Source organism: Amycolatopsis stemonae, assembly GCF_054781455.1.
On the sequence record NZ_BAAGUJ010000011.1, the window covers coordinates 185,413 to 206,838 of the forward strand.

Annotated in this window: 24 protein-coding genes; 13 read left to right on the forward strand and 11 right to left on the reverse strand. The window is 72.4% G+C overall.

What is annotated here, in order from left to right; translation table 11 throughout:
• Positions 1–4: 4 nt before the first annotated feature.
• On the reverse strand, positions 5–157 hold the full coding sequence (locus tag ACYVLJ_RS34155) for a hypothetical protein (RefSeq protein ID WP_460441764.1): 153 nt from the start codon (positions 155–157) through the stop codon (positions 5–7).
• Positions 158–468: 311 nt separating this feature from the next.
• Here ACYVLJ_RS34155 and ACYVLJ_RS34160 point away from each other — a divergent pair, with 311 nt between their 5' ends.
• Positions 469–3,279 (forward strand): helix-turn-helix transcriptional regulator, encoded by a 2,811-nt coding sequence (locus ACYVLJ_RS34160; protein ID WP_460441765.1) that lies wholly within the window; start codon positions 469–471, stop codon positions 3,277–3,279.
• Here ACYVLJ_RS34160 and ACYVLJ_RS34165 read toward each other — a convergent pair.
• Positions 3,276–3,818, reverse strand: coding sequence for a DUF6328 family protein (locus tag ACYVLJ_RS34165; RefSeq protein WP_460441766.1), 543 nt, complete (start codon positions 3,816–3,818; stop codon positions 3,276–3,278). The two genes, ACYVLJ_RS34160 and ACYVLJ_RS34165, sit on opposite strands and share 4 nt — an antisense overlap.
• Before the next feature lie 64 nt (positions 3,819–3,882).
• Entirely contained in the window at positions 3,883–4,737 is an 855-nt protein-coding gene (locus ACYVLJ_RS34170) for a LysR family transcriptional regulator (protein WP_460441767.1), read from the reverse strand.
• A gap of 81 nt (positions 4,738–4,818) precedes the next feature.
• Here ACYVLJ_RS34170 and ACYVLJ_RS34175 point away from each other — a divergent pair, with 81 nt between their 5' ends.
• Positions 4,819–5,775: a substrate-binding domain-containing protein gene (locus ACYVLJ_RS34175; protein WP_460441768.1), complete on the forward strand. Its 957-nt coding sequence runs from the start codon at positions 4,819–4,821 to the stop codon at positions 5,773–5,775.
• A 35-nt stretch (positions 5,776–5,810) separates the two neighbouring features.
• Positions 5,811–6,236, forward strand: coding sequence for a pyridoxamine 5'-phosphate oxidase family protein (locus ACYVLJ_RS34180; protein WP_460441769.1), 426 nt, complete (start codon positions 5,811–5,813; stop codon positions 6,234–6,236).
• Between the two features lie 330 nt (positions 6,237–6,566).
• Here ACYVLJ_RS34180 and ACYVLJ_RS34185 read toward each other — a convergent pair whose 3' ends face one another.
• Positions 6,567–6,932, reverse strand: coding sequence for a hypothetical protein (locus ACYVLJ_RS34185; RefSeq protein WP_460441770.1), 366 nt, complete (start codon positions 6,930–6,932; stop codon positions 6,567–6,569).
• A gap of 331 nt (positions 6,933–7,263) precedes the next feature.
• On the opposite strand from ACYVLJ_RS34185, the gene ACYVLJ_RS34190 reads away from it, so the two are divergent.
• Positions 7,264–9,285, forward strand: a complete 2,022-nt coding sequence (locus ACYVLJ_RS34190) for an MGH1-like glycoside hydrolase domain-containing protein (protein ID WP_460441771.1) — start codon at positions 7,264–7,266, stop codon at positions 9,283–9,285.
• Here ACYVLJ_RS34190 and ACYVLJ_RS34195 read toward each other — a convergent pair.
• Positions 9,272–9,850: a hypothetical protein gene (locus tag ACYVLJ_RS34195; RefSeq protein WP_460441772.1), complete on the reverse strand. Its 579-nt coding sequence runs from the start codon at positions 9,848–9,850 to the stop codon at positions 9,272–9,274. The genes ACYVLJ_RS34190 and ACYVLJ_RS34195 overlap by 14 nt on opposite strands.
• Positions 9,851–10,010: 160 nt before the next feature.
• On the opposite strand from ACYVLJ_RS34195, the gene ACYVLJ_RS34200 reads away from it, so the two are divergent.
• Complete coding sequence (locus tag ACYVLJ_RS34200; RefSeq protein ID WP_451985196.1) at positions 10,011–10,328, forward strand: hypothetical protein; 318 nt, start codon at positions 10,011–10,013, stop codon at positions 10,326–10,328.
• A 36-nt stretch (positions 10,329–10,364) separates the two neighbouring features.
• Positions 10,365–10,829 (forward strand): hypothetical protein, encoded by a 465-nt coding sequence (locus ACYVLJ_RS34205; RefSeq protein WP_460441773.1) that lies wholly within the window; start codon positions 10,365–10,367, stop codon positions 10,827–10,829.
• 7 nt (positions 10,830–10,836) lie between these two features.
• Here the strand turns inward: ACYVLJ_RS34205 and ACYVLJ_RS34210 are convergent, their stop codons facing one another.
• Entirely contained in the window at positions 10,837–11,466 is a 630-nt protein-coding gene (locus tag ACYVLJ_RS34210) for a TetR/AcrR family transcriptional regulator (RefSeq protein ID WP_451985192.1), read from the reverse strand.
• 114 nt (positions 11,467–11,580) lie between these two features.
• Here ACYVLJ_RS34210 and ACYVLJ_RS34215 point away from each other — a divergent pair, with 114 nt between their 5' ends.
• Positions 11,581–12,186, forward strand: coding sequence for an SRPBCC family protein (locus ACYVLJ_RS34215; protein ID WP_460441774.1), 606 nt, complete (start codon positions 11,581–11,583; stop codon positions 12,184–12,186).
• Positions 12,187–12,203: 17 nt separating this feature from the next.
• Entirely contained in the window at positions 12,204–12,539 is a 336-nt protein-coding gene (locus ACYVLJ_RS34220) for a hypothetical protein (RefSeq protein ID WP_460441775.1), read from the forward strand.
• On the opposite strand, the gene ACYVLJ_RS34225 is transcribed toward ACYVLJ_RS34220, so the two are convergent.
• Entirely contained in the window at positions 12,529–12,825 is a 297-nt protein-coding gene (locus ACYVLJ_RS34225; protein ID WP_086673666.1) for a DUF1540 domain-containing protein, read from the reverse strand. The two genes, ACYVLJ_RS34220 and ACYVLJ_RS34225, sit on opposite strands and share 11 nt — an antisense overlap.
• A 206-nt stretch (positions 12,826–13,031) precedes the next feature.
• Positions 13,032–13,871, reverse strand: a complete 840-nt coding sequence (locus ACYVLJ_RS34230) for an LLM class F420-dependent oxidoreductase (RefSeq protein WP_451985186.1) — start codon at positions 13,869–13,871, stop codon at positions 13,032–13,034.
• A gap of 108 nt (positions 13,872–13,979) precedes the next feature.
• Between ACYVLJ_RS34230 and ACYVLJ_RS34235 the strand changes: the two genes are divergently transcribed.
• The 4 genes from ACYVLJ_RS34235 (at position 13,980) to ACYVLJ_RS34250 (ending at position 16,897) form a co-directional block, all read left to right on the forward strand.
• Positions 13,980–14,432 carry a hypothetical protein gene (locus ACYVLJ_RS34235; protein ID WP_460441776.1) on the forward strand — a complete coding sequence of 151 codons (453 nt, stop codon included), beginning with the start codon at positions 13,980–13,982 and terminating at the stop codon, positions 14,430–14,432.
• Positions 14,433–15,062: 630 nt separating this feature from the next.
• The gene (locus ACYVLJ_RS34240) at positions 15,063–15,230 is read left to right on the forward strand and encodes a hypothetical protein (protein WP_460441777.1); all 168 of its coding nucleotides are present in this window, start codon (positions 15,063–15,065) and stop codon (positions 15,228–15,230) included.
• 312 nt (positions 15,231–15,542) lie between these two features.
• Positions 15,543–16,331, forward strand: a complete 789-nt coding sequence (locus ACYVLJ_RS34245) for a choice-of-anchor P family protein (protein ID WP_460441778.1) — start codon at positions 15,543–15,545, stop codon at positions 16,329–16,331.
• A gap of 5 nt (positions 16,332–16,336) precedes the next feature.
• On the forward strand, positions 16,337–16,897 hold the full coding sequence (locus ACYVLJ_RS34250) for a class F sortase (RefSeq protein ID WP_460441779.1): 561 nt from the start codon (positions 16,337–16,339) through the stop codon (positions 16,895–16,897).
• Between the two features lie 123 nt (positions 16,898–17,020).
• Here ACYVLJ_RS34250 and ACYVLJ_RS34255 read toward each other — a convergent pair whose 3' ends face one another.
• The 3 genes from ACYVLJ_RS34255 to ACYVLJ_RS34265 are packed head-to-tail and all read right to left on the reverse strand — an operon-like array spanning position 17,021 to position 20,375.
• Positions 17,021–17,758, reverse strand: coding sequence for a succinate dehydrogenase/fumarate reductase iron-sulfur subunit (locus tag ACYVLJ_RS34255; protein WP_460441780.1), 738 nt, complete (start codon positions 17,756–17,758; stop codon positions 17,021–17,023).
• Positions 17,755–19,677: a fumarate reductase/succinate dehydrogenase flavoprotein subunit gene (locus ACYVLJ_RS34260; protein ID WP_460441781.1), complete on the reverse strand. Its 1,923-nt coding sequence runs from the start codon at positions 19,675–19,677 to the stop codon at positions 17,755–17,757. Before ACYVLJ_RS34260 ends, ACYVLJ_RS34255 begins: the two co-directional genes overlap by 4 nt.
• Positions 19,677–20,375: a succinate dehydrogenase cytochrome b subunit gene (locus ACYVLJ_RS34265; protein ID WP_451985172.1), complete on the reverse strand. Its 699-nt coding sequence runs from the start codon at positions 20,373–20,375 to the stop codon at positions 19,677–19,679. Before ACYVLJ_RS34265 ends, ACYVLJ_RS34260 begins: the two co-directional genes overlap by 1 nt.
• Positions 20,376–20,457: 82 nt before the next feature.
• Between ACYVLJ_RS34265 and ACYVLJ_RS34270 the strand changes: the two genes are divergently transcribed.
• Complete coding sequence (locus ACYVLJ_RS34270) at positions 20,458–21,402, forward strand: LysR family transcriptional regulator (RefSeq protein WP_451985170.1); 945 nt, start codon at positions 20,458–20,460, stop codon at positions 21,400–21,402.
• The last annotated feature ends 24 nt before the right edge of the window (positions 21,403–21,426 follow it).

Sequence of the window (21,426 nt, forward strand, 5' to 3'; positions counted from 1 at the left end):
CGACTCAGTTGTAGCCCATTTCGTCCATGGACACCGCGTTGTACCCCATCTCACTGAGGGTCACGCTGTTGTAGCCCATCTCAGCGGGGCTGACCGTCGCCGGCGCGGTGCTGACACCACCGGTGGCGCTCGCCTCGGAAACGCTGAGGATACCCATCGCGAAAATGTTCAAAACGACCGCGGCACCGACGGCGGCCGTTCGACGAACCCGCATCATTCCTCCGGGTGGTCAATCGTACGTGACTGACTTTTCGGGCTTGGGGACGATGACAGAACCGGGACAACCGGCGGCCAATATCAGGTTAATGAGCGTCGAACTGCCGGTGGCGGAATCGCTCGGGTGAAATTTGTCCGAACAGCGCCCCAAATCGATGTTTCCACCACGGGAACCGTCGGTGACCGGACCACTGAACAGTCGTTCGCCGTACATCTCTTGTTCAACAAGAGTTTTACTTCTATTATCATTGTGTGCGACCGCTCACGGACGGTGCTGAGCTGCTGGTCGGCCGGGACGGCGAGCTGTCCCGGTTGGCCGACTGGGTCCGTGACGTGGCCGGCGGCCGCGGGCGCGCGGTGCTGGTCGACGGCGAACCGGGCATCGGCAAGTCCGCGCTGGTCCGGGCCGGCTGCGCGATCGCGGCCGACGCGGGGTGCCAGGTGTACTGGGGCGCCGGCGACGAGCTCGGCCAGGCCCTGCCCCTGCTCCCGCTGCTGGACGCCCTGCGCATCACGACCTCCGCGCCGGACCCGCGCCGCGGCGCCATCGCCGGGCTGCTGCGCGGCGAAACCGCCGCCGACTCGGCCATCGACCTCGCCGCCGCGGCCGCCGAGCAGGTGCTCGCCCTCGTCGAGGAGCTCTGCCTCGCCGGGCCGGCCGTGCTCGTCGTCGACGAGCTGCAGTGGGCCGACCAGACGACGGTGACGGTGTGGAGCCGGCTCGCGCGCGCGGTCCGTCAGCTTCCTTTGCTGCTCGTGGGCGTGATGCGCCCGGTGCCGCGCCGCGACGACCTCCGCGCGCTGCGCCGGACCGTCGACCGGACCGAACGGCTGCGGATGGGCCGGCTCGGCGCGCCCGCGGTGCTCGAGCTGGTGGCGGCGCTGGCCGGTGGCAAGCCGGGCGGGCAGCTGGCGGAGCTGGCCGACGGCGCGGCCGGGAACCCGTTGTACCTCACGGAACTGGTCGACGCGCTGGCCCGGAGCTCACGGCTGGCCGTCGACGAGGCGGGCATCGCGGAACTGACCGGCGGCCCCACGCCCGTGTCGCTCGCCGAGGCGATCGCGGACCGGCTCGGCTTCCTGCCGGAGCCCGTGCGCGAGGTCCTGCGGGCCGCGGCCCTGCTCGGGGTGGTCTTCTCGGTCGGCGACCTGACGACCGTCGTGGGGTCCGGGCTGGCCGGCGTGCTGCCGGCTCTCGACGAAGCGCGGGCTGCCGGGGTGCTGGCCGACGCCGGCGACGGCCTCGCGTTCCGCCACCCGCTGATCCGCACGGCGTTGTACGAGGACATGCCGGCCGCGGTGCGCGTCGCGTGGCACGGCTCCGCCGCGCAGGCACTGGCCAAGGCCGGCGCGCCCGTCGAGCGGGTGGCGCGGCAGCTGCTCCCCGCCATGACCCCCGAAGACGGCCGCGACCCCGTCCCCGCCTGGGTTCCGGGCTGGCTGGCCGACGCCGCCCCGCCCCTGATCGGCCTGGCACCCGCGGTCGCCGTCGCGATCCTGCGGCGCGCCGTGCGCGGTTCGGACGCCACCGGGGTGCTGTCCTGCCGGCTCGCCGAAGCCCTCTACCGGGTGGGCGACGTGGCCGACGCCGAGCGGATGGCCGGCCGCGCGCTGAAGCGCGTCACGGACCCCGACCTGCTCGTCGACCTGCACATGACGCTGACCCAGTGCCACCGGATGACCGGGCACTGCGCGGAATCCCTGAAAGCGCTCACCCGGGCCATGACCATGCCCGGTGTCGAGGCCCGGCACCGGGCCCGCCTGCAGGTGCTCGCCGCGCGGATGCACCGCAACCTCGGCCAGGTCGAGCTCGCCGGCCGCGCCGGCACCGAGGCGCTGGCCGAGGCGGCCCGGATCGACGACCGCTGGGCCGTCGGGTGGGCCCTGCACGTGCTGAGCCTGGTCGCGATGATGCGGGGGGAATGGGCCGAGGCGCTGCGGGTGTTCGAGCGCGCGATCTCCGTGGCGCACGGCGATCCCACCCTCATCGACCTCAGCCTGCTGCTGCGGATCAACCAGGCGGTCACCCTCGGCGCGCTCGACCGCTACCCGGAGGCGCTGGCCGCCGCCGAGCGGGCGCGCGAGCTGGCCGACCGCACCGGCAGCGTGGTGCGCCTGATCCAGACCCAGAGCGCGCTGGGCCAGCTGCTGCTGGGCGCCGGCCGGTGGGACGACGCGCTGGCCGAGGTCGACGTCGTCCCGGACGACCTCAAGGATCCCAGCGTGGTGTGCTGCGACCACGGGGTCGCCGCGATCATCCACCTCCACCGCGGCGACGCCGCCGCGGCGCGGGAGCACCTGGCCGTCGCGGCGCCGGTGACGAAACGGATCGGCGATCTCGTCGTGGAGCCGCTGGCGCAGGCCCGCAGCCTCGCCGCCGAGCAGGCCGGCGCCCCGGCGCGGGCCCTCGCCGCCCTGACCGCGCGGCTGACCGGGGAGGACGAAGGCGAAGCCCTCCTCGGCGACGCCGTCCGCCTGGCGATGAAACTCGGTGACACGGCGACGGCGGCCCGGCTCGTGTCCCGCGTCCGGGCGATCACCGCGGGATCCTCGGTGCCGCACCGGAACGCGCTGGCCCTCTACTGCGACGGCCTCGTTTCGCGGGACGGGGCGACGCTGCTGCGCGCGGCCGACGGCTACCGCGACGCGGGCCGTCCGCTCCCCCGGGCCAAGGCTTTGGAAGCCGCCGCGGTCGCCTTCGCCGAAGCGGACGACCGCGGTTCGGCGCGGGCGGCGTTCACCCGGGCCCTCGACTGCTACACGGCCCTGGACGCGCAGTGGGACGTCGCCCGGCTGCGCGCCCGCTTCCGCGCGTTCGGGATCCGGCGCGGCCCGACGGTGAAGCACCGCCAGGCCACGCACGGCTGGGACAGCCTGACCCCGACCGAGGGCAAGATCGCCGGGCTCGTGGTCGCGGGCCTGTCGAACCCCCAGATCGCGGCCCGGCTGTACCTGTCGCCGCGCACCGTCGGCACGCACGTCTCGCACATCCTGACCAAGCTGGGCGTGCACTCGCGCATCGACATCGCCCGCGAGGCGGCCAACAACTCGGCGTCGGGCTAAGGGCGCCGCGAACCCCGCAGCCGGCTCCACAACGGCACGACGTACCAGCACAGCACGAACCACCCCGTCGTCCCGGCGGTGATCCACGTCGCGACCGCCGCGCCCAGCGTGACGCTGAGGATCAGCAGCAGCGCGGCGCTGATCGAAAGCATCAGCAGTGCCAGCCCGAAGAGCGCGAACCAGCTGGACGCGAGCACCAGCTCCCGCTTGAGCCGGCGCCGGAAGACCAGCCGGTGGAAGGCCGCCGGCGCGATCAGCAGCGCGGTCGACGCCGCGCCCAGCACGAGCGCGCCGACGTAGACGCGCCGTTCGAACTCCGAAAGCGTCGCGAACCGCGGGGTGAAGGCGACGGTCAGCAGGAACGCGAGCAGCAGCTGCACGCCGGTCTGCGCCACCCGTACTTCCTGCAGTATCTCCGCGTAGTTGCGGTCCAGCCGTTGGGTGGGTGTCTCGCGGCGCACCGCGAAGTTCCACTCGTCGTGGTCGTCCAGCGGCAGCGGCCGGCCGAAAGCCGTCGTGTCGATCTCGTTCACCTTCATGCTCCGACGATGCGCGCCGCGGCGGGCGGAGACATCGGTCGGCCGACGGATCCCGGAACCGCCGCTACTCGCGGTAACCGGTCCAGGCCACCTGGACGAAGCCGCGGACCAGCGGGCTGCGGCCGGTCTTCGGCCACGCCACGACGAGGTCGCTCGGCGGCCGGTCGGCCAGCGGGACGACGACCCAGCCGGCCTGCAGCGGCTGGTCGACCGGGGCGAGCGCCGCGGTTCCGTTCCACACCACCGCTTGCAGGCACTCCTGGACGGTCCGCAGCACCGGCGCCGCGGCGCCGGGCGGACCGCCGGTCCAGTAGGCCGTCCACAGAGGATCGGTGCCGTCGGGCAGCCGCACCCACCGGCGGCCGGCCAGGTCGGCCGATGACGCGCAGTCGCGACCGGCGAGAGCGTCGTCGTCCCGGACCACCACGCCGACCGGCACCGAGCGCAGCACCTGCGTGCCGATTCCCTTGGTGTCGAAGGGAGTTCGCGTGAGGGCGACATCGACGAGCCCGGCGCGCAGGCCGGCCGTCGGGTCGCCGAGGTCGGCTTCGTGCACGCGGACGTCCACGTGCGGGTGGCGTTCCCGGAACAACGGGACCAGCCGGCCGCCGACGTGCTCGGCGGCGTCGGCCAGGGTGCCGACGGTCAGGGTCGCCGCGCCCGCCGCGGCGGTCACCCGGCCGCGGATCCGGTCGGCCTGCTTCAGCAACGCGTCCGCTTCGCCGTACAGGGCGGTGCCGGCCGGGGTCAGGGCGACGCCCTTGGACGTGCGCTCGAAGAGGGTCGCGCCGAGCTCGTCCTCGAGCTGCCGGATCGCCCGGCTGAGCGGCGGCTGCGTCATGTGCAGGCGGCTCGCGGCGCGGCCGACGTGCCGTTCGTCGGCGACCGCGACGAAGTACCGCAGCGAACGCAGATCCACGGCGCCACGATACCTTCGCGGTATCGGGTGGTCCGAGCCGGACTTGGACGCCGGGGGCCGTCCGGGCGAACGATCGGGGGTATGACTCTCACGATCGGGTGCTACCAGTACGACACGACGCGGGCGCTGTTCGACGGGACGGTGCCGGCCGACGTCGCCGTGAAGACCGCGGGCACGCTGCCGGAGATCTTCGAGCGAGCGGTCCGGGGCGAGGAGTTCGACGTCGCCGAGCTCGGCCTGACGTTCTACTTGCGGCTGCTGGAATCGGGCCTGCCGTACGTCGCGCTGCCGATCTTCCCCAACCGGGTGTTCCGGCACTCGTGCGTGTTCGTCCACCGGGGTTCGGGGATCACCGGACCGGGTGATCTCGTGGACCGGACCATCGGCGAGTTCGGCACGTACGGCCAGGACTCCGGCGTGTGGGCCAAGGGCATCCTGGCGGACGAGCACGGCTTCGAGCCGGCGCGGAACCGGTGGGTGATCGGCGGGCTCGAGCACCCGGCGCCCCCGTTCGCCTTCACCCCGCACCCGCACCCCGCCGACGTGTCCGTGACCACCACGGACCGGACGCTCGGCGATCTGCTGGCCGCGGGCGAGATCGACGCGTTGTTCTCGGCGAACGTCCCGCAGTGCGTGCTCGACGGTTCCCCGGACGTCACGCGCCTGTTCCCGGACTACGAACGGGTGGAGCGCGACTACCACCGGCGGACGGGGATCTTCCCGATGATGCACGCGATCGTCATCCGGCGAGAGCTCCTGGACCGGGCCCCGGAGGTCTACCGGCTGTTCTCGGAGGCGGCGACGTCGGCCGCGGACCGCTACCGGCGCGACCGCCGGCTCTACCAGGTGCCGACGATGGTCCCGTGGATGAACGCCCTGGTGGAGCGCAACTCCGCACAGTTCGGCCCGGAGTGGTGGCCGTACGGGATTTCGGCCAACCGCCCGGCGCTGGAGACGTACCTGCGTTACCACTTCGAGCAGGGCCTCTCCTCGCGGCTGTGGTCGGTCGAGGAGGTCTTCGCGCTCCTGGACACGTGATCGTTTTGTCGGTGGTGGCGGGTAGCGTCGGGCGCATGGCACTTTCGGCGGAGGAACGCGAGAAATTCCTGGCGGAACCGCACGTCGGGGCGTTGTCGGTGGTCGAGCGGCCCGACCGCGCCCCGCTGACGGTTCCCCTGTGGTACCAGTACACCCCGGGCGGCGAGCTGTGGCTGCGCACCCTGCCGGGCTCCCGCAAGATGCGCGCGATCGACGCGACGGGCCGGTTCACCCTGATGGCGCAGCGGGTCGAGCCGACGGTCAGGTACGTGACGGTGGAGGGCCCGGTGACCCGAACGGAGCCGGACACCCCGGAACTGGCCCACGAGCTGGCGGCCCGCTACCTGCCGGCGGAGAAGGTGGCGGAGTACCTGGAGTTCGAGCGCACGCAGATCGGCGAGCACATCGCGGTGTTCATGCGGCCGGAGCACTGGCTGTCGCTGGACATGGGCCCGTCGTGATGGGCCGGTGAAGTCCACTTCGGACTGACCGCCACCTCGCGCCGGGCCGAGTCGTACATCGCGAACGGCAACCGGCGACGGGCTCGGCGCTACCTCGCGCCCCGCGATGGCTCGGCTGCTGCACAACAGCAACCCCCGACGGGCTCAGCCACACAGGGCAGCCCGGCAATCCGCGACGGGCTCGGCGGTACGGCACGCCGCAGCAACCCCACGATTACTCGGCGCTGCTGCGCAACCCGGCAACCCTCGATGGGCTCAGCCACACAGCACAACCCGGCAACCCCACAACGGGCTCAGCCTCACCGCACACGGCAGAACCCGCGGCCGGGCTCAGCGGTACGGCGCGCCTCGCGGGGCTTGGCGTACCGGGCGCGGCTGCTGGGGCCGGGGCGGTGGTGGGCCCGTGCGGCGCACCGGAGCGCGGGCCGCCGCCGGGGCTGGGCGCGTCTGGGGGCGCGGGGCTCGGGCCGGGCGCTCCTCCGCCGGCTCGGGTGCCGGGGGGCGGCGGGCGGGGCGGTTGACCCACGAGTCGAACAGCACGATCAAGCCCGCGAACACCGCGCAGACCACACCCAGCATCACGTTGACGAGCGACCCGATGATCCCGGCCACCAGCAGCACCGGCAGCACCGCCATCAGGCAGTACGGATCGATCCGGCCGAACTTCGGGCGGGACGGCCCCTCCCGGGGACTCACCGCGCGGTCTCCGCTTTCCCTCGCGCCATGGTCGCAGTATGCAACCCGCAGCCGGGCGGGGCCAAGTGGCGGCGCCCCGCAATTCGGGCAAAGCACCCACTGGATCCGAGAACCCGCAGGTCAACGCCGCACGGGAAGCCCGATTTCGACGACGGTGACCCACGCCGCACCACACGAGAGACGTCGCACTGGGTGATCAACCCGCCACCCGGACCGCCAAAGCCGGGCAACGGACAGAAATGGACAGGATTCGCCCGCGGGCGGGGAAAGCCACCCATCCTGTGGTGCACTGGTCGCCGTTCGAGGCGGGCGCCGGGAAGGGGTGCGCACCATGCGGCAGCGGTTCGGCTCGGTCCTCGTTTCCCTCACCGTCGCGGCCGGCACGCTCGGCGCCGCGGCACCCGCGGCCTCGGCTGCGACGCCGTCGCTGGAGTTCGCGAACCCCGGCAGCCAAGCGCTGTTCGGCACCGCCTACGACGCCGCGCTGCGGAACCTCTTGCGCACCAACACCATCGGCTACGACGCGAAGTACGACAAGAGCGGGCTGCTCGACCCGTCCGTCGGCGTCGTCCGCGCCGGCGGCGGGTACGACCAGCCGTGGACGCGGGACGCGTCGATCAACAGCTGGAACGCCACCAGCCTCCTCTCCCCCGCCCTGGCCGAGAACACGCTCTGGGCGGTCGTCGACAAGGACGCCGCCGGGGCGCTGCGCGTCCAGCAGGACGACCAGCAGTGGGACCAGGTCGTCTGGGCGACCGCCGCGTGGCACCACTACCTGGTCACCGGCGACCGGGACTTCCTCGGCAACGCCTACCGGACGACCGCCGACACCCTGGCCATCCGCGAACACGCCACCACCGCCGGCTTCAACGCCAAGTACGGCCTGTTCACCGGCGCCTCCTTCTTCAACGACGGCATCGCCGGCTACCCCGCGCCGCCCGCCGACGCCACCGAGTCGGTCAGCACCGGCAGCATGCCGTGGCCGGGCGTCGCGAGCGGGATGTACCTGAGCACCAACGAGGTCTACTACGCCGCCTATGTCAGCGCCGCCGACATGGCCGAGAAGCTCGGGCGCCCCGCCGCGGAGATCGCCGGCTACCGCGCCAAGGCGAACGCGCTGAAAGCGGCGATCACCAAGCGCTTCTGGAACCCGAAGACCGGCCTGTACGACTACCAGCTGCTGGCCGACGGCACCACCGGCGCCTACCAGGAAGGCGCCGGGCTGGCCTTCGCCGTGGTCTTCGGCATCGCGAACCCGGCCCAGGCCCGGTCGATCCTCGCCCACGCCCGCGAGCTGACGTGGGGCATGCCCGACACCTACCCGAACTGGGACCGCTACTCGGACGCGCAACCCGGCCGCCACAACGCGATCGTCTGGCCGCTGGTGCAGGGGCTGTGGGCGAAAGCCCTGGCGCAGCAAGGCGACCAGGCCGGCTTCGCCGCCGAAACGGCCCGCCTGGCCAAGCTGGCCGGCAACAACAGCGGGTTCTGGGAGATCCACAACGGCGGCACCGGCGTCGTCGACGGCGGCTGGCAGCGGCTCGGCGACACCGTGAAGTTCCACTGGGGCTCGCAGCCCGACCAGACGTGGTCGGCGACGGCGTTCCTCGACATGGTCCACAGCGGCCTGTTCGGGCTGACCTTCACCGACCACGGCCTCGCCTTCGCCCCCGACCTCCCGGCGGGCTGGGGTGACGTCACCCTGCGGAACCTCCGCTACCGCGCCGCGAACCTCACGATCGCCCTGCACGGCGCGGGCACCCGGATCGGCTCGTTCACCGTCGACGGCCGGCCCGCGCCCGGCAACGCCGTCCCGGACACGCTGACCGGCGACCACACCATCGCGATCACGCTCACCGGCGCGGCCGACGGCGACCGTGACGGCGACCACGTGCCCGACTCGCGCGACCGGTGCGCCGACACGGCGGGCACCGTCGACGGCTGCCCGTCCCCCACCCACCTCGAAGCCGAGGACGCGCTCAACACCGGCGGGGTCAAGACGAACGACAACCACACCGGCTACTCCGGCCGCGCGTTCCTCGACGGGCTCTGGACCGAGGGCGCCGCGTCGGCGTTCACGGTGCACCGCACGACGTCCGGCACGGCGCAGGCCGCGATCACCGTGCGGTACGCCAACGCCACCGGCGACACCCGCACGATGACGCTGTCCGTCGACGGCCACGCCGTGCGCCAGGTGAGCTTCCCGAAGGTCTCCGACAGTTGGGACGCCTGGGGCACCACGACCTTCACCGACGTCCCGCTCGGTGGCCGCGACCCGGTGGTCACCCTGTCGTACGGCCCGGGCGACACCGGCCGCGTGAACCTCGACTGGCTTGCCGTCACAGGCGGCTGAGGTACTCCCGCAGGTGCCGGTCCTCGGTGCGGCCGTGCAGCGCAAACCGGAAGCACGACCCGTCGGGCCAGGTCAGCGTCCGCTTGCGGAAGGCGACCTCCGGCGCGTCCGGTTCCCTTGCCTGCCAAAGGATCCTCGGCGCGGGCGCGTCGGCCGGGTCCAGGTAGGTCGGGCCTCTGTCCACCACGGCGACCCCCGACGCCGAGCACACCAGCCACGGCCCCCGCGCCGGGCGCAGCGCGTCGAGCAGGCCGAGCGCCATCGCGCCGGCCGGGCCGGTGACGCGGACTTCGCGCTGGAACGGGTTCACCACACCGCCGTTGACCAGGGCGAAGAGGAAGAACGCCGCACCACCGACGCCGCGCACGACGTTCCAGAGGAACCGCCGCACCAGCCGCCGGCCACGCACGGTGCCGTCGCGCCGGCGGCCGGGGACGGCGAAGCCGAGGTCGTCGTCCGCGAGCCGCAGCGCGACGACCGGTTCCGGCCACTCTTCGCGCACCAGATCCTCGACCCGTTCGCGGAACCCGGGCCGGACCAGCACGCGGTCCCGCTTGTCCGTCATCCGACCATCCTCCCCGCATCACCCGAATCGGTGAACTCAGGGCCCGGCCGTCATGCGCGCGCCGGACCCCACTCTCGATGGGTGCCGCGGTGGCCGGGCGGCACGCCCCCCGACCGGCCGGCCACCGCGCACAGCGGTCCGTTCCCCGCATACTGGACGGGTGAGCGAACCGATCCCGTTGTTCCCGGTGACGCGCGTCGATCCCGCGCGGTTCGCCGACGCTCAGCACCGCCTCTTCACCGGGATGCGGCTGCACATCGGCCGGTCCGGCATCGCCCACCGGGTCACGTGGGTGCCCTGGCTCGACGACCTGACGCTGCCCGCCCCCGCCTGTCACCAGGGGTGGTCCGGGCTGGGCGCCGCCGGCGAGATCACGCCGACCCACGATCCGGTCAGCTGCCGCAAGTGCCTGCGCCTCGGTGGCGAACCGGACGATCCGCACCAGCACGTCCTCTTCGCCCTGCCGGAACCGGGCTGACCGGTTAGGCGCGCTCCTGCCGGGTACCTCGACCCGATGACGGAGAACGGAGACGCGGTCCGGCAGTTCGCCACCGAGCTCGTCGAAGCCGCGGTGAACGGCCGTTACGACGACGTCGCCGACGCGATCGACCTGCTCGGCCGCGTCGGCTCGACGGATCTGCCCGCCGGGGTCGTCGGCGAGCTCGTCGACCGGTGCGCGGCCGAGGTCCGCGCCCGGCACCCGGCCGACGCCGGCGCGGTCTTCACCGTCGTCGTCGAGGACGACCAGGCCCAGCGGGTCGAAGTGGACCGGCTCCCGCCCGGCCCGCTCGCTGCCCTGCGCGCGCTCCTCGCAACCCTCTGCCGGGACGTGGAGAGCCGCGACATCCACATCGGCCTGGCCACGCGGGGGCGGCCCGAAGACGTCATCGGGGCCATGACTCACCTGCTCGTGTGGCTCGTCGAGCTGTCGGACCCCGCATTGGCGACGCTCCCGCCGCTGAGCTGCTTCGCCCGCTGACCGCCCCTCAGATCGCGGCGACCTCTTCGTCGATCAGCAGATCGGTGTCGAAGCTCATCCCGGCGAACTGGCCCGCCAGCTCGAGCGAGAGCACGCCGTGCAGGCGCGTCCAGAACGACAGCGCGCGGTGCAGCACCGCGGTCGGCGCCGGGTGGTCACCGGCCCACGCGCGGTGGTTCTCGAGGTGCGCGTCGAACGGCGTCGCCTTTCCCGGCAGCGCGTCACAGGCCTCGATGAGCACGGCCATGACCTCCGCCGAGATCGCGGTCGTGTCGTCGGGCGCGTGGTATCCCGGGACGGGCGTGCCGTAGATCAGGAAGTAGCGCTGGGGGTCGCTGCGGGCCCAGTCCCGGATGACGTGCGCGAGCCCGGCCAGGTCCGCGCCGCCGTCGTGGGCCTCGCGGACGGTGTCGGCGAGGCTGCGGTAGGCGTCGCGGATCAACGCCGTGACCAGCTCGTCGCGGCTCGCGAAGTAGCGGTACAAAGCCGGGCCGCTCATGCCGAGCTGCTTGGCGATCGCGTTGAGGGACAGGGCCGGCACGCCCGCCGCGGCGATCTGCGCCCACGCGTGCTGCTTGATCTCCGCCCGAACCTGGGCCCGGTAGCGCTCCCGCGAGCTCGGCCCCGCGTCCGTCATGGGTGTCTCCTTCCGGCGAGTTAGAGGCTATCACTTTTCTTATTGACACTAAGACGCTGTTAGTTATAGCTTCTAACTATCGCGAGATGAACTAACAAGCCCGAGGAGAAGCCCATGTTCGACACCACCCGGCTGCGGTCCGCCGCGCTCGCCGTCCCGCTGGCCGCCGCGGCCCTCTTCGCCGCCGCACCGGCGGACGCCGCCACGACGGGCCCGCTGACCTGCCGGGGTCAGGGCATCGACCCCGCCGCCCGGCTGCACTACCGGACGGAAACGTTCGTCAAGGCGTCGCCGGACACCGTCTGGAAGGTGCAGACCGGCATCGAAGGGTGGCCGGCCTGGCAGTCCGCGGTCACCAGCGCGAAGCGGCTGGATCCCGGCCCCCTGCACCCGGGTGCGCGGTTCCGCTGGACGACGCCCGCCCCGGCGACGCCGTCCTCCCCCGCCACCACGCTCGTCATCACGTCCACGGTCCAGCAGGTCCGGCCGGGTCACTGCATCCGCTGGTCGGGCCCGGCCATCGGCGACGGCCTGCGCATCGACCGGGGCGTGCACGTCTGGACGTTCACGCCGGCCCGCGGCGGCGTCGTCGTCCGCACCGAAGAGAGCTGGACGGGCGCCCAGGTCGAAGCCGACCCGGCCACGGCGATCAAGTACCTCGCGCCGGGCCTCGACCAGTGGCTCGCCGACCTCAAGACCGCCGCTGAAGCCCCCTGCTGAGCTCGAAGGAGAAGAAGATGACTGTCACCAGTCGCCCGTCGAAGGGCGTTCTCGGTGCCGCGTGGGCGTTCCCGGTCATGGTCGCCGGTCAGTTCGCCCTGCTCGCCGGGATCCCGGTCGCGATCGTGCTGGCCCGCACCGCCGGGTCGCGGGCCACGCGCTGGTGGAGCGGCCTGCTGGCGGCGGCCTACGCCGTCCCGCTGGCGGCTTGGCTCATCGGGCCGAGCACCGCGCCGAGCCTGTCGAAGTTCCTGGGCCCCGTCGCCACCGGAGCCGTGGTCGTGGCGGGTGTCGCGGCCGCCGCCGGGCTGCGGCGACGGCCGGCCGACACCGCGCCGCGCGCTACTTCGTGAAGGTGAGGCAGTTCGCGGAGTGGCCGCCCTCGCCCGGGCCGACCCGGACGCTCGAAGCGGTGCACTCCAGCGAGGAGTTGTGCCGGCAGTCGGCGCGGGAGCATGCGCCCACCTGGGCCACGACGCGGTCCAGGCCGCCCTTGGTGTTCAGCGGGACGAAGGTGCCGCAGTCGGCGGACCCGTTGTCGCCACCGACGGTGATGGCGAACGCGTGGCAGCCGTCGTGGTTGTAGGAACAGCCGCTGACGGTGCATTCGTGGACGGCGGGCATTTCGGTGGTGGTCATGCTCGGCTCCGGTCTCCGTGGTGGGAAAACAGTTCGGTGAACCGACGCTCCCATCGGGTCCGGGGTCCCGCAATTCGCGGCAACTCGGCCGGGTGACCAGGGCCGCACGCCCGGGTGAGAATCGGTTTCGTGACCGAGCAGGGCACCGCCGTGCACGACGACCTGCCCCGCGGCATGCCAGGACGCGGCTCAGGTTGTCGTGAGTCTCAGCGGAGCGGTTCGAGGGCCTTCGCCAGCGGCTCGAGCACCGCCGGGGTGTGCGGTGGCGGCAGGTACACGATGGCCAGGTCGAGGCCCGCCTCGCCGAGCGCCTCCGCTTCCGCCGCGACCTTCGCGTAGTCGGCGTCCGGGCCCAGGCGGACGTGCGAGGACAGCGTGATCTCGGCCGGGTCGCGGCCGATGTCCGCGCAGTGGCGGTGGAGGACGTCGCGCTTGTGGGCGAACTCCTCCGGCGTGCCGCCGACGAAGTTCCAGTGCTGGGCGTACTTCGCGGTCGTGCGCAGGGTGCGCTTCTCGCCGCTGCCGCCGATGCAGATCGGCGGGTGCGGGCGCTGCACGGCCTTCGGCTCGCACCGGGCGTCGGCCAGCTGGTAGTACTCGCCCTGGAACGTCGTCGTCTCCTGGGTCAGCAAGCCGACGAGCACTTCGCAGGCCTCCTCGAACCGGTCGCTGCGCTCCTTCACCGGGCCGAGGCGCATGCCGTAGGCGCCGGACTCCTCTTCGTTCCAGCCCGCGCCGATGCCGATCTCCAGCCGGCCACCGGACACGATGTCGAGCGTCGCGGCCATGTTCGCGAGCAGCGCGGGGTGGCGGTAGTGGATCCCGCTGACGAGCGTGCCCACCCGGAGCCGCCGGGTGGCCTGCGCCAGCGCGGTCAGCGTGACCCAGCCTTCCAGGCACGGACCGCTCGAGTCGGAGAAGATGGGGTAGAAGTGGTCGAACGTCCAGCCGGACTCGAACAGCTCGATCTCGTCGGCCGCCTGCCACACGGCGAGCATGTCCGCCCAGACCGTGTTCTGCGGCGAAGTCTTGATGGCGAATCGCATGATCTTGATCGTAAACCTGGAGTTCCTCCAGGAAGCGGGTCGCACGATCCGGTGAAGTGCCCGGCCGCGCCGCGTTCCCCGGGTACCCCACCGGAAAGAGGAGGCGCGATGCCCGACAACGAACTCACGGCGTTCCTGCTCATCGGCCTGGTCTTCGTGCTGGCGGACGGCCAGGTCCTCTACCGCGGCGGCTGCCGGTACCTCAACGTCGCGGGCGCCGGCTCGCTGGCATGGATGCTGGTGACCGTCTTCCACCTGGTCGCGTTCGGCCTGCTCGCGCTGCTGTCGGTGGTGGGCCCCGGCTGGTCGGGCTCGACGGCCGCCCTCGTCGGCCGGCTGGGCGTCTTCCTGCTGATGCTGGCGGCGGTGCACGGGCTGACGCTGCTGGCGATGGCCCGGCGGCGGCAGGACCACATCGTCGAAGCACACTTCCAGGAGGGCGACGACCCGGTCGTGGCGTCCGAGCTCGAGCAGGCGACGGTCACGCCGGTGCCCGGCCAGGACGGACGGCCGCCGCACGTGAGCCCGGACCTCGGCGACCACGGCCCGTACCGGACCTGACCGCCGGGACGGGCCAGGGGCCGGACAGGAACCGCGCCAGCTCGTCGCCCGCCGCGTCGTAGCCCGCGTCGGATAGCCGCTGCAGCTCCCGCAGGTTCCGCGCCGCGACCGCGCGCCGGGTCAGCAGCTCGCCCGCGTGCGTGCTGCCTTCGTCGAGTCGCTCGCGTATCGACCAAGACCGTCCGCGTCTACCACGGCAAGGGCCTGCTGCCCGAGCCCGAGCGGGACGCCTCGGTATACCGGCGCTACACCGCCTGGCACGCCGTCGAGCTGATCAAGATCCGCACCCTCGCCGACGCGCCGCCCGAGCAGGTCCGGCAGGCGCTCCACCAGGTCGACGCCGACCTGACGGCCCGGACCCGGCGGCTGCGCGAGACGCGGGACCGCCTGCGCCGCCTGGAGTCCGGTCCCCCGCACGGCCTGCCCCCGGAGGTCGCCGCGCACCTCGACGCCCTTCCCGGCCTCGGCTTCACCGGACGCGCCGCCCACCCGGACACGGCGCTCGCCCTGTTCCGCGACCAGGCCGACGCGCTCACCCGGCCCGAGACGCGGCGGACGTACCTGGAGTACGACCGCGCGCACGACCTGGAGCCGGCGGACCCCGCCCTCGAAGACCTCGCGGAGCGCATCGTGGCCGCGACCCTGGCCCGCTACGGGGACGACCTGCCCGGCCAGGACACCGGCTCCGAAATCCCCGGCCTGATCCAAGGGGCCGTCAACGCCGAATCCCCGGCCTGGCGGAAGCTCGACCGGCTCGTCCGGCGCCGGCCGGCCGGAAAAGGCGTGGTGGTCACATGACGCTGCGTGTTCGCCGCCGCCCATCCAGGTAATCACTCATCCGTGTCTGCTCGGGCGTCAAATCGCCTCGAATGTCGCAATGCGCGTTACCGCGCGTCGACAAATCCGGAAAATCCCGGTGCTTGAGTGACCGCTTCGAGTTGTCCTCGAAGCTGGAGATCACTTATGGCAAACCGGCGCAAACACCGCCACCGCAACGAATCCTTGCCCCGCGTAGCGATTTTGATAGCGTGGCCAGGCCTTCCCCCGCCGCCGGGCTGTGCCCCGATGCGGCGTCTCCCTGTTTTCCCTTGCGGTGAAAGGACTTTCCAAATGCGCACGACCCTGCTCCGAGCCGGGAGCCTGGCCGGGGTGACCGTCGCCGTTCTCGCCGGCTCGTCCGCCGTCGCCACCGCCGACGACGCCGTCACCGGATCCGCCTACGGAGCTTCGGCCAGCGTCTCGCTGCTGCCCGGGGTGCTGACCGACAGCAAGGGGATCACCGTCGACACCGGGCAGCTCGCGAAGACCACGAGCGCCGGGCCGGCCACGGCGAGCGTCGCCGACGTCCCGCTCAAGGGGCTCGTCACCGCGAAGGCGATCACCAGCTCGGTGACGCCCGGCGCGGGTTCCGTGGCCGCCAAGGCGAGCGTCGCCGAAGTGACGCTGCCGCTGCTCGCGGCGGCCGCCGGCCGGGTGCCGTCGATCCGCCTGATCAGCGCCCGCTGCGCGTCGTCGGACGGGCACGTCACCGGCAGCAGCGACATCGCGGGCGTCAACCTCGGCCGGCTCGGCACGCTCCCCGTCGCCACTTCGCCCAACCAGAAGCTGGGCATCCCCGGCGTGGCCGAGGTGATCGTCAACGAGCAGACCCAGCGCTACGACGGCAGCCTCGAAGTGACGGCGCTGCACATCAAACTGCTCGGCGGCGCCGCCACCGGCGCGCTCGGCCGCGGCGACGTCAAGCTCGCCTCGGTCACCTGCGGCCCGTCGAAGGAGCAGGCGCCCCCGTCGCTCCCGTCGCCCCAGGCGCCGCCGAAGCCGCAGGGCCCCGGCCAGGTCGTCGTCGTCCCCGCCGGTGCCCCGCAGACCGGCGACGGCAGCCTCGCCGGCGAGCGTTGAGCCCGATGCTGCGCCGCGCACTCCTCATCGTCGTCTCCGCGCTGCTGCTCGCCGGCTGCGGCGCGACGACGACCCCGGCCGCCCCGCCGCCGGTGCCCGCCGCCGCGGGCCTGTCGCGGTCCCTGCCGACCGCGCTCGACGTCCCCGCGATCGACGCGAAGTCGACGCTGGTCTCGCTCGGCCTCAACCCCGATCGCACGATCGAGGTGCCGCCGGTCGACCAGCCGCTGCAGGCCGGCTGGTACGAGTACAGCCCGACGCCCGGCGAGGTCGGCCCGGCGGTGATCCTCGGCCACATCGACGGCAACCACCAGAAGGGCATCTTCTGGCGGCTGCGCGACCTGAAGCCGGGCGACCCGGTGCACGTCGACCGCGCCGACGGCCACACGCTGACCTTCGAGGTGACGAAGGTCGACCAGATCGCGAAGAAGGAGTTCCCCACCGAAGCCGTGTACGGCAACACGACCCAGCCCGAGCTGCGGCTGATCACGTGCGGCGGTAAGTACGACGCAGCTAACCGGAACTACCTCGACAACGTGATCGTGTACGCCAAGCTCAAGAAGTGACGCCGAGCCGTCGGCGCCGGTGCGGCGGATCGTCACGCCTCGTCGGGATCCAGTGCCCGTCGCGGACGATCCGCCCGGCCGCGTCGGCGACGTGGCGGACGAGGTAGGGCGGGAACGGGACGTTCAGGAGCGCCGGGCCTTCCGGAACTCCCGGTTCAGGCCGGCGATGCTCGCGAACGGAATCCCCTTCGGGCACGACGCCACGCACTCACCGGTGTTGGTGCAGCCGCCGAAGCCCTCGGCGTCCATCGTGTCCACCATGTCCAGCACCCGCCGGGCCCGTTCCGGCTGTCCTTGCGGCAGCAGCGAAAGGTGGGTCACCTTGGCCGCTGTGAAGAGCATCGCCGAGCCGTTGGGGCACGCCGCCACGCAGGCGCCGCAGCCGATGCACGTCGCGTTGTCGAACGCCAGGTCCGCGTCCGGCTTCGGGACCGGGGTCGCGTGCGCGTCCGGGGCGCTGCCCGTCGGGGCGCTGACGTAGCCGCCCGCCTGGACGATCCGGTCCAGGGCCGAGCGGTCGACGACCAGGTCCTTGACCACCGGGAAACCGCGAGCCCGCCACGGTTCCACGTCCACGACGTCGCCGTCGGTGAACGAGCGCAGGTGCAGCTGGCAGGACGTCGTGCGCTCCGGGCCGTGGGCCTGTCCGTTGATCACCACGCCGCACGAACCGCAGATGCCCTCGCGGCAGTCGTGGTCGAAGGCCACCGGCTCCTCCCCGGCGGCGATCAGCTCCTGGTTCAGCACGTCCAGCAGTTCGAGGAAGGACATGTCCGGGCTGACGTCGGCGACCGGGTAGGACACCAGCCGGCCTTCGGCGGCCGGGCCGGCCTGGCGCCAGACGCGGACGGTGAGGTTCATGTGTAGCTCCGCTGGGTCGGGTGGACGTGCTCGAAGACGAGCTCTTCTCGGTGCAGCACGGGTTTCTCCCCGTACTCCCAGGCGGCGACGTACGCGAAGTTCTCGTCGTCGCGCCGCGCCTCGCCTTCGGGGGTCTGGTGTTCTTCGCGGAAGTGCCCGCCGCACGACTCTTCGCGGGCGAGCGCGTCGATCAGCAGCAGCTCGGCCAGCTCCAGGAAGTCGGCGACGCGAAGCGCCTTCTCCAGCTCCTGGTTGAGGTCGGCGGCAGTGCCGGGAATGCGGACGTCCCGCCAGAACTCCGCGCGCAGCCCGGGCACGCGCTCGAGGGCCTTGCGCAGGCCTTCGCGGGTGCGGGACATCCCGCACCGGTCCCACAACAGCAGGCCCAGCTCGCGGTGGAACGAGTCGACGGACCGCGTCCCGCGCACCGACAAGAGCCGGGTGATCCGGTCGCGCACTTCGGTTTCCACTTGCGTGACCGTCTCGCGGGAGACGTCGTCGAACCGGGTGCCGCCGAGGTAGTCGTTCAAGGTGGCCGGCAGGACGAAGTAGCCGTCCGCGAGGCCCTGCATCAACGCGGACGCGCCGAGCCGGTTGGCACCGTGGTCGGAGAAGTTCGCCTCCCCGATGACGAACAGCCCGGGGATCGTGCTCTGCAGGTCGTAGTCCACCCAGAGCCCGCCCATCGTGTAGTGGATGGCCGGGTAGATCCGCATCGGGGTCCGGTAGGGGTCCTCCGCCGTGATGCGCTGGTACATGTCGAAGAGGTTGCCGTAGCGGGCTTCGATCGCCGGGCGGCCCATGCGCTCGATCGCGTCGGCGAAGTCCAGGTAGACACCGAGACCGCCGGGCCCGACACCGAGACCCGCGTCGCAGACGTTCTTCGCGGCCCGGGAAGCGATGTCGCGCGGCACCAGGTTGCCGAAGCTCGGGTACAGCCGCTCGAGGTAGTAGTCGCGCTCGTCCTCGGGGATGTCCGCCGGCGGCCGCTCGTCGCCCGCGCGCTTCGGCACCCAGATGCGGCCGTCGTTGCGCAGCGACTCGCTCATCAGCGTCAGCTTCGACTGGTGCTCGCCCGAGCGCGGGATGCACGTCGGGTGGATCTGCGTGAAGCACGGGTTGGCGAAGTACGCGCCGCGCTTGTGCGCCCGCCAGATCGCCGTGGCGTTCGAGCCCTTGGCGTTGGTGGAGAGGAAGAAGACGTTGCCGTAGCCGCCGCTGGCCAGGACTACGGCGTCGGCCAGGTGCGTCGTGATCTCCCCGGTCACCAGGTCCCGGGCCACGATGCCGCGCGCCCGGCCGCCGTCGACGACCAGGTCGAGCATCTCCGTCCGCGCGTGCAGCTCGACGTTCCCCGCGTCGATCTGCCGCGACAACGCCTGGTAGGCGCCGATCAGCAGCTGCTGGCCGGTCTGGCCGCGCGCGTAGAACGTCCGCTGGACCTGCACCCCGCCGAACGAGCGCGTGTCGAGCAGGCCGCCGTACTCGCGGGCGAACGGCACGCCCTGCGCCACGGCCTGGTCGATGATCTGCGCCGACACCTGGGCGAGCCGGTACACATTGGACTCCCGGGACCGGAAGTCGCCGCCCTTCACCGTGTCGTAGAACAGCCGGTAGACGGAGTCGCCGTCGTTGCGGTAGTTCTTCGCCGCGTTGATCCCGCCCTGCGCGGCGACGGAGTGCGCCCGCCGCGGCGAGTCCTGGAAGCAGAACTGGACGACGTGGTAGCCCTGCTCGGCCAGTGTCGCGCCGGCCGAGCCGCCGGCCAGGCCGGTGCCCACGACGATCACCCGGTGCCTGCGCCGGTTGGCCGGGTTCACCAGCTTCGCCGCGAACTTCCGTTCGTCCCAGCGGTTTTCCAGCGGGACGGCCGGGGCTTTGGTGTCGGCGATCGGGTCGCCCACGGTGTAGTCGCTCATCAGTCCACCAGTCCCGTCATGACCGCGACCGGGACGAGCGCGTAGCCGCCCGCGATCACGACCGCCGTCGTGCTGCCGAGGATCTTGATCGCCCGTTCCCGCTTGGCGCTGGTCACGCCCATGGTCCGCGCGGCGCTCGCGAAGCCGTGGTGGATGTGCAGGCCGAGCATGGCCAGGGCAACGAGGTAGATCAGGTTCACCCACCAGACCCGGAAGTCCGCGACGAGGTTGTGGTACGGGTCGCCGGGCACGAAGTCCCGGTTCACCGTGCCGACGGTGAAGTCGAGGATGTGCCAGACGACGAACACCGCCAGGGTCGCGCCGCCCCAGCGCATCGTGCGCACGGCGAAGGTCGCGCGCACCGGCGGCCGGTGGACGTAGCGCACGGGTCGCGCCCGGCGGTCGCGCCGCACGAGCTGGACCGCCGCGGTGACGTGCAGGACCAGCGCGACGAGCAGGACCGCGCGCTGGATCCAGAGGAACCAGGCGTAGTGCAGGACCGGCTCGCCGAGGGTCCGCAACCAGTGGGCGTACGCGTTGAGGTCGCCGGCCCCCAGGAACGTCTTGAGGTTGCCGACCATGTGCGCGAAGACGAACGCCAGCAGCAGGGCGCCGCTGACCGCCATGACGATCTTCTTGCCGATCGTCGAGTCCCAGAACCGGCGGACGTTCGAACGGTGCTCGAGGGCGTTGACCACCTGACCGACGGTAGGAGCGGCTTCACCAGAGGTCAAAGACATGATAACTCTGCATTCGATAGCCATCGGCTATCGTGGTCGCATGCAGCTGCACCAGCTCGCCTACTTCGTCGCCGTCGCGGAGCACCGGCACTTCACGCGCGCCGCCGAGGAGGTGCGAGTCGCCCAGCCGTCGCTGTCGCAGCAGATCCGCGCGCTCGAACACGACCTCGGCGCGCCGTTGTTCCACCGCATCCGCGGCAACGTCTCCCTCACCGAGGCCGGCGAGGTCCTGCTGCCGATCGCCCGGCGCATCCTGGCCGAGACCGAAAGCGCGCGGCTCGCGATCCGGGAGCTGGCCGAGCTCGACCGCGGCCGCGTCCGGCTCGGCGCGCCGCCCAGCCTGTGCACGGGCCTGCTGCCGGCGATGCTGTCGGCGTTCCGCCGCCGGTACCCGGGCATCCAGCTGGAGCTGCACGAAAGCGGGTCCGGCGACCTCCGGCAGCGGCTGTCGGAAGGCGCGCTGGACCTGGCGCTGCTGGCCGGTGCCCGGGCGATGGGCGACCCGCACCTGGCGGCGACGCCGTTGCTGCTGGAAGAGCTGGTCGTGATCTCCCCGCCGGACGCGCCGGCGCGGACCGGCCGGCTCGACGTCCGCGAGCTCGCCGACGTCCCGCTGGTGATGTTCCGTCGCGGCTACGACGTCCGGGAGGCGACGGTGAACGCCTGCCGCGCGGCCGGGTTCGAGCCGTCGTTCGCGATCGAGGGCGGCGAGATGGACGCCGTGCTGGAGCTGGTCCGCGCCGGCGTCGGCTCGGCCGTCGTGCCGAGCACCGTGGCGGGCGAACGGTTCCGGCGGACGCGGTTCGCGCCCGAAGCGGGCATGACGCGGATCGTGCAGCTCGCCGCCCGGACCGAGGTCGAACCCACCCGGGCCGTCCGCGCGCTGCGCACCGCGATCGTCGGGTTCGTGGCCGACCGGGCGAGCCTCCCGCCCGGTATCGAGTCCCTTGTGGACAGAGGGGGCACCCGACCATCGGAGGGTTGACCGGCGCGGCGTTCAGGAGTGCCA

What these genes read in the sequence shown, in the direction of transcription:
- ACYVLJ_RS34155 (WP_460441764.1), bottom strand. Translation starts at nt 157, where the DNA reads ATGGGTATCCTCAGCGTTTCCGAGGCGAGCGCCACCGGTGGTGTCAGC.
- ACYVLJ_RS34165 (WP_460441766.1), bottom strand. Translation starts at nt 3,818, where the DNA reads ATGAAGGTGAACGAGATCGACACGACGGCTTTCGGCCGGCCGCTGCCG.
- ACYVLJ_RS34175 (WP_460441768.1), top strand. Translation starts at nt 4,819, where the DNA reads ATGACTCTCACGATCGGGTGCTACCAGTACGACACGACGCGGGCGCTG.
- ACYVLJ_RS34180 (WP_460441769.1), top strand. Translation starts at nt 5,811, where the DNA reads ATGGCACTTTCGGCGGAGGAACGCGAGAAATTCCTGGCGGAACCGCAC.
- ACYVLJ_RS34190 (WP_460441771.1), top strand. Translation starts at nt 7,264, where the DNA reads ATGCGGCAGCGGTTCGGCTCGGTCCTCGTTTCCCTCACCGTCGCGGCC.
- ACYVLJ_RS34195 (WP_460441772.1), bottom strand. Translation starts at nt 9,850, where the DNA reads ATGACGGACAAGCGGGACCGCGTGCTGGTCCGGCCCGGGTTCCGCGAA.
- ACYVLJ_RS34205 (WP_460441773.1), top strand. Translation starts at nt 10,365, where the DNA reads ATGACGGAGAACGGAGACGCGGTCCGGCAGTTCGCCACCGAGCTCGTC.
- ACYVLJ_RS34210 (WP_451985192.1), bottom strand. Translation starts at nt 11,466, where the DNA reads ATGACGGACGCGGGGCCGAGCTCGCGGGAGCGCTACCGGGCCCAGGTT.
- ACYVLJ_RS34215 (WP_460441774.1), top strand. Translation starts at nt 11,581, where the DNA reads ATGTTCGACACCACCCGGCTGCGGTCCGCCGCGCTCGCCGTCCCGCTG.
- ACYVLJ_RS34220 (WP_460441775.1), top strand. Translation starts at nt 12,204, where the DNA reads ATGACTGTCACCAGTCGCCCGTCGAAGGGCGTTCTCGGTGCCGCGTGG.
- ACYVLJ_RS34225 (WP_086673666.1), bottom strand. Translation starts at nt 12,825, where the DNA reads ATGACCACCACCGAAATGCCCGCCGTCCACGAATGCACCGTCAGCGGC.
- ACYVLJ_RS34230 (WP_451985186.1), bottom strand. Translation starts at nt 13,871, where the DNA reads ATGCGATTCGCCATCAAGACTTCGCCGCAGAACACGGTCTGGGCGGAC.
- ACYVLJ_RS34235 (WP_460441776.1), top strand. Translation starts at nt 13,980, where the DNA reads ATGCCCGACAACGAACTCACGGCGTTCCTGCTCATCGGCCTGGTCTTC.
- ACYVLJ_RS34245 (WP_460441778.1), top strand. Translation starts at nt 15,543, where the DNA reads ATGCGCACGACCCTGCTCCGAGCCGGGAGCCTGGCCGGGGTGACCGTC.
- ACYVLJ_RS34250 (WP_460441779.1), top strand. Translation starts at nt 16,337, where the DNA reads ATGCTGCGCCGCGCACTCCTCATCGTCGTCTCCGCGCTGCTGCTCGCC.
- ACYVLJ_RS34255 (WP_460441780.1), bottom strand. Translation starts at nt 17,758, where the DNA reads ATGAACCTCACCGTCCGCGTCTGGCGCCAGGCCGGCCCGGCCGCCGAA.
- ACYVLJ_RS34260 (WP_460441781.1), bottom strand. Translation starts at nt 19,677, where the DNA reads ATGAGCGACTACACCGTGGGCGACCCGATCGCCGACACCAAAGCCCCG.
- ACYVLJ_RS34270 (WP_451985170.1), top strand. Translation starts at nt 20,458, where the DNA reads ATGCAGCTGCACCAGCTCGCCTACTTCGTCGCCGTCGCGGAGCACCGG.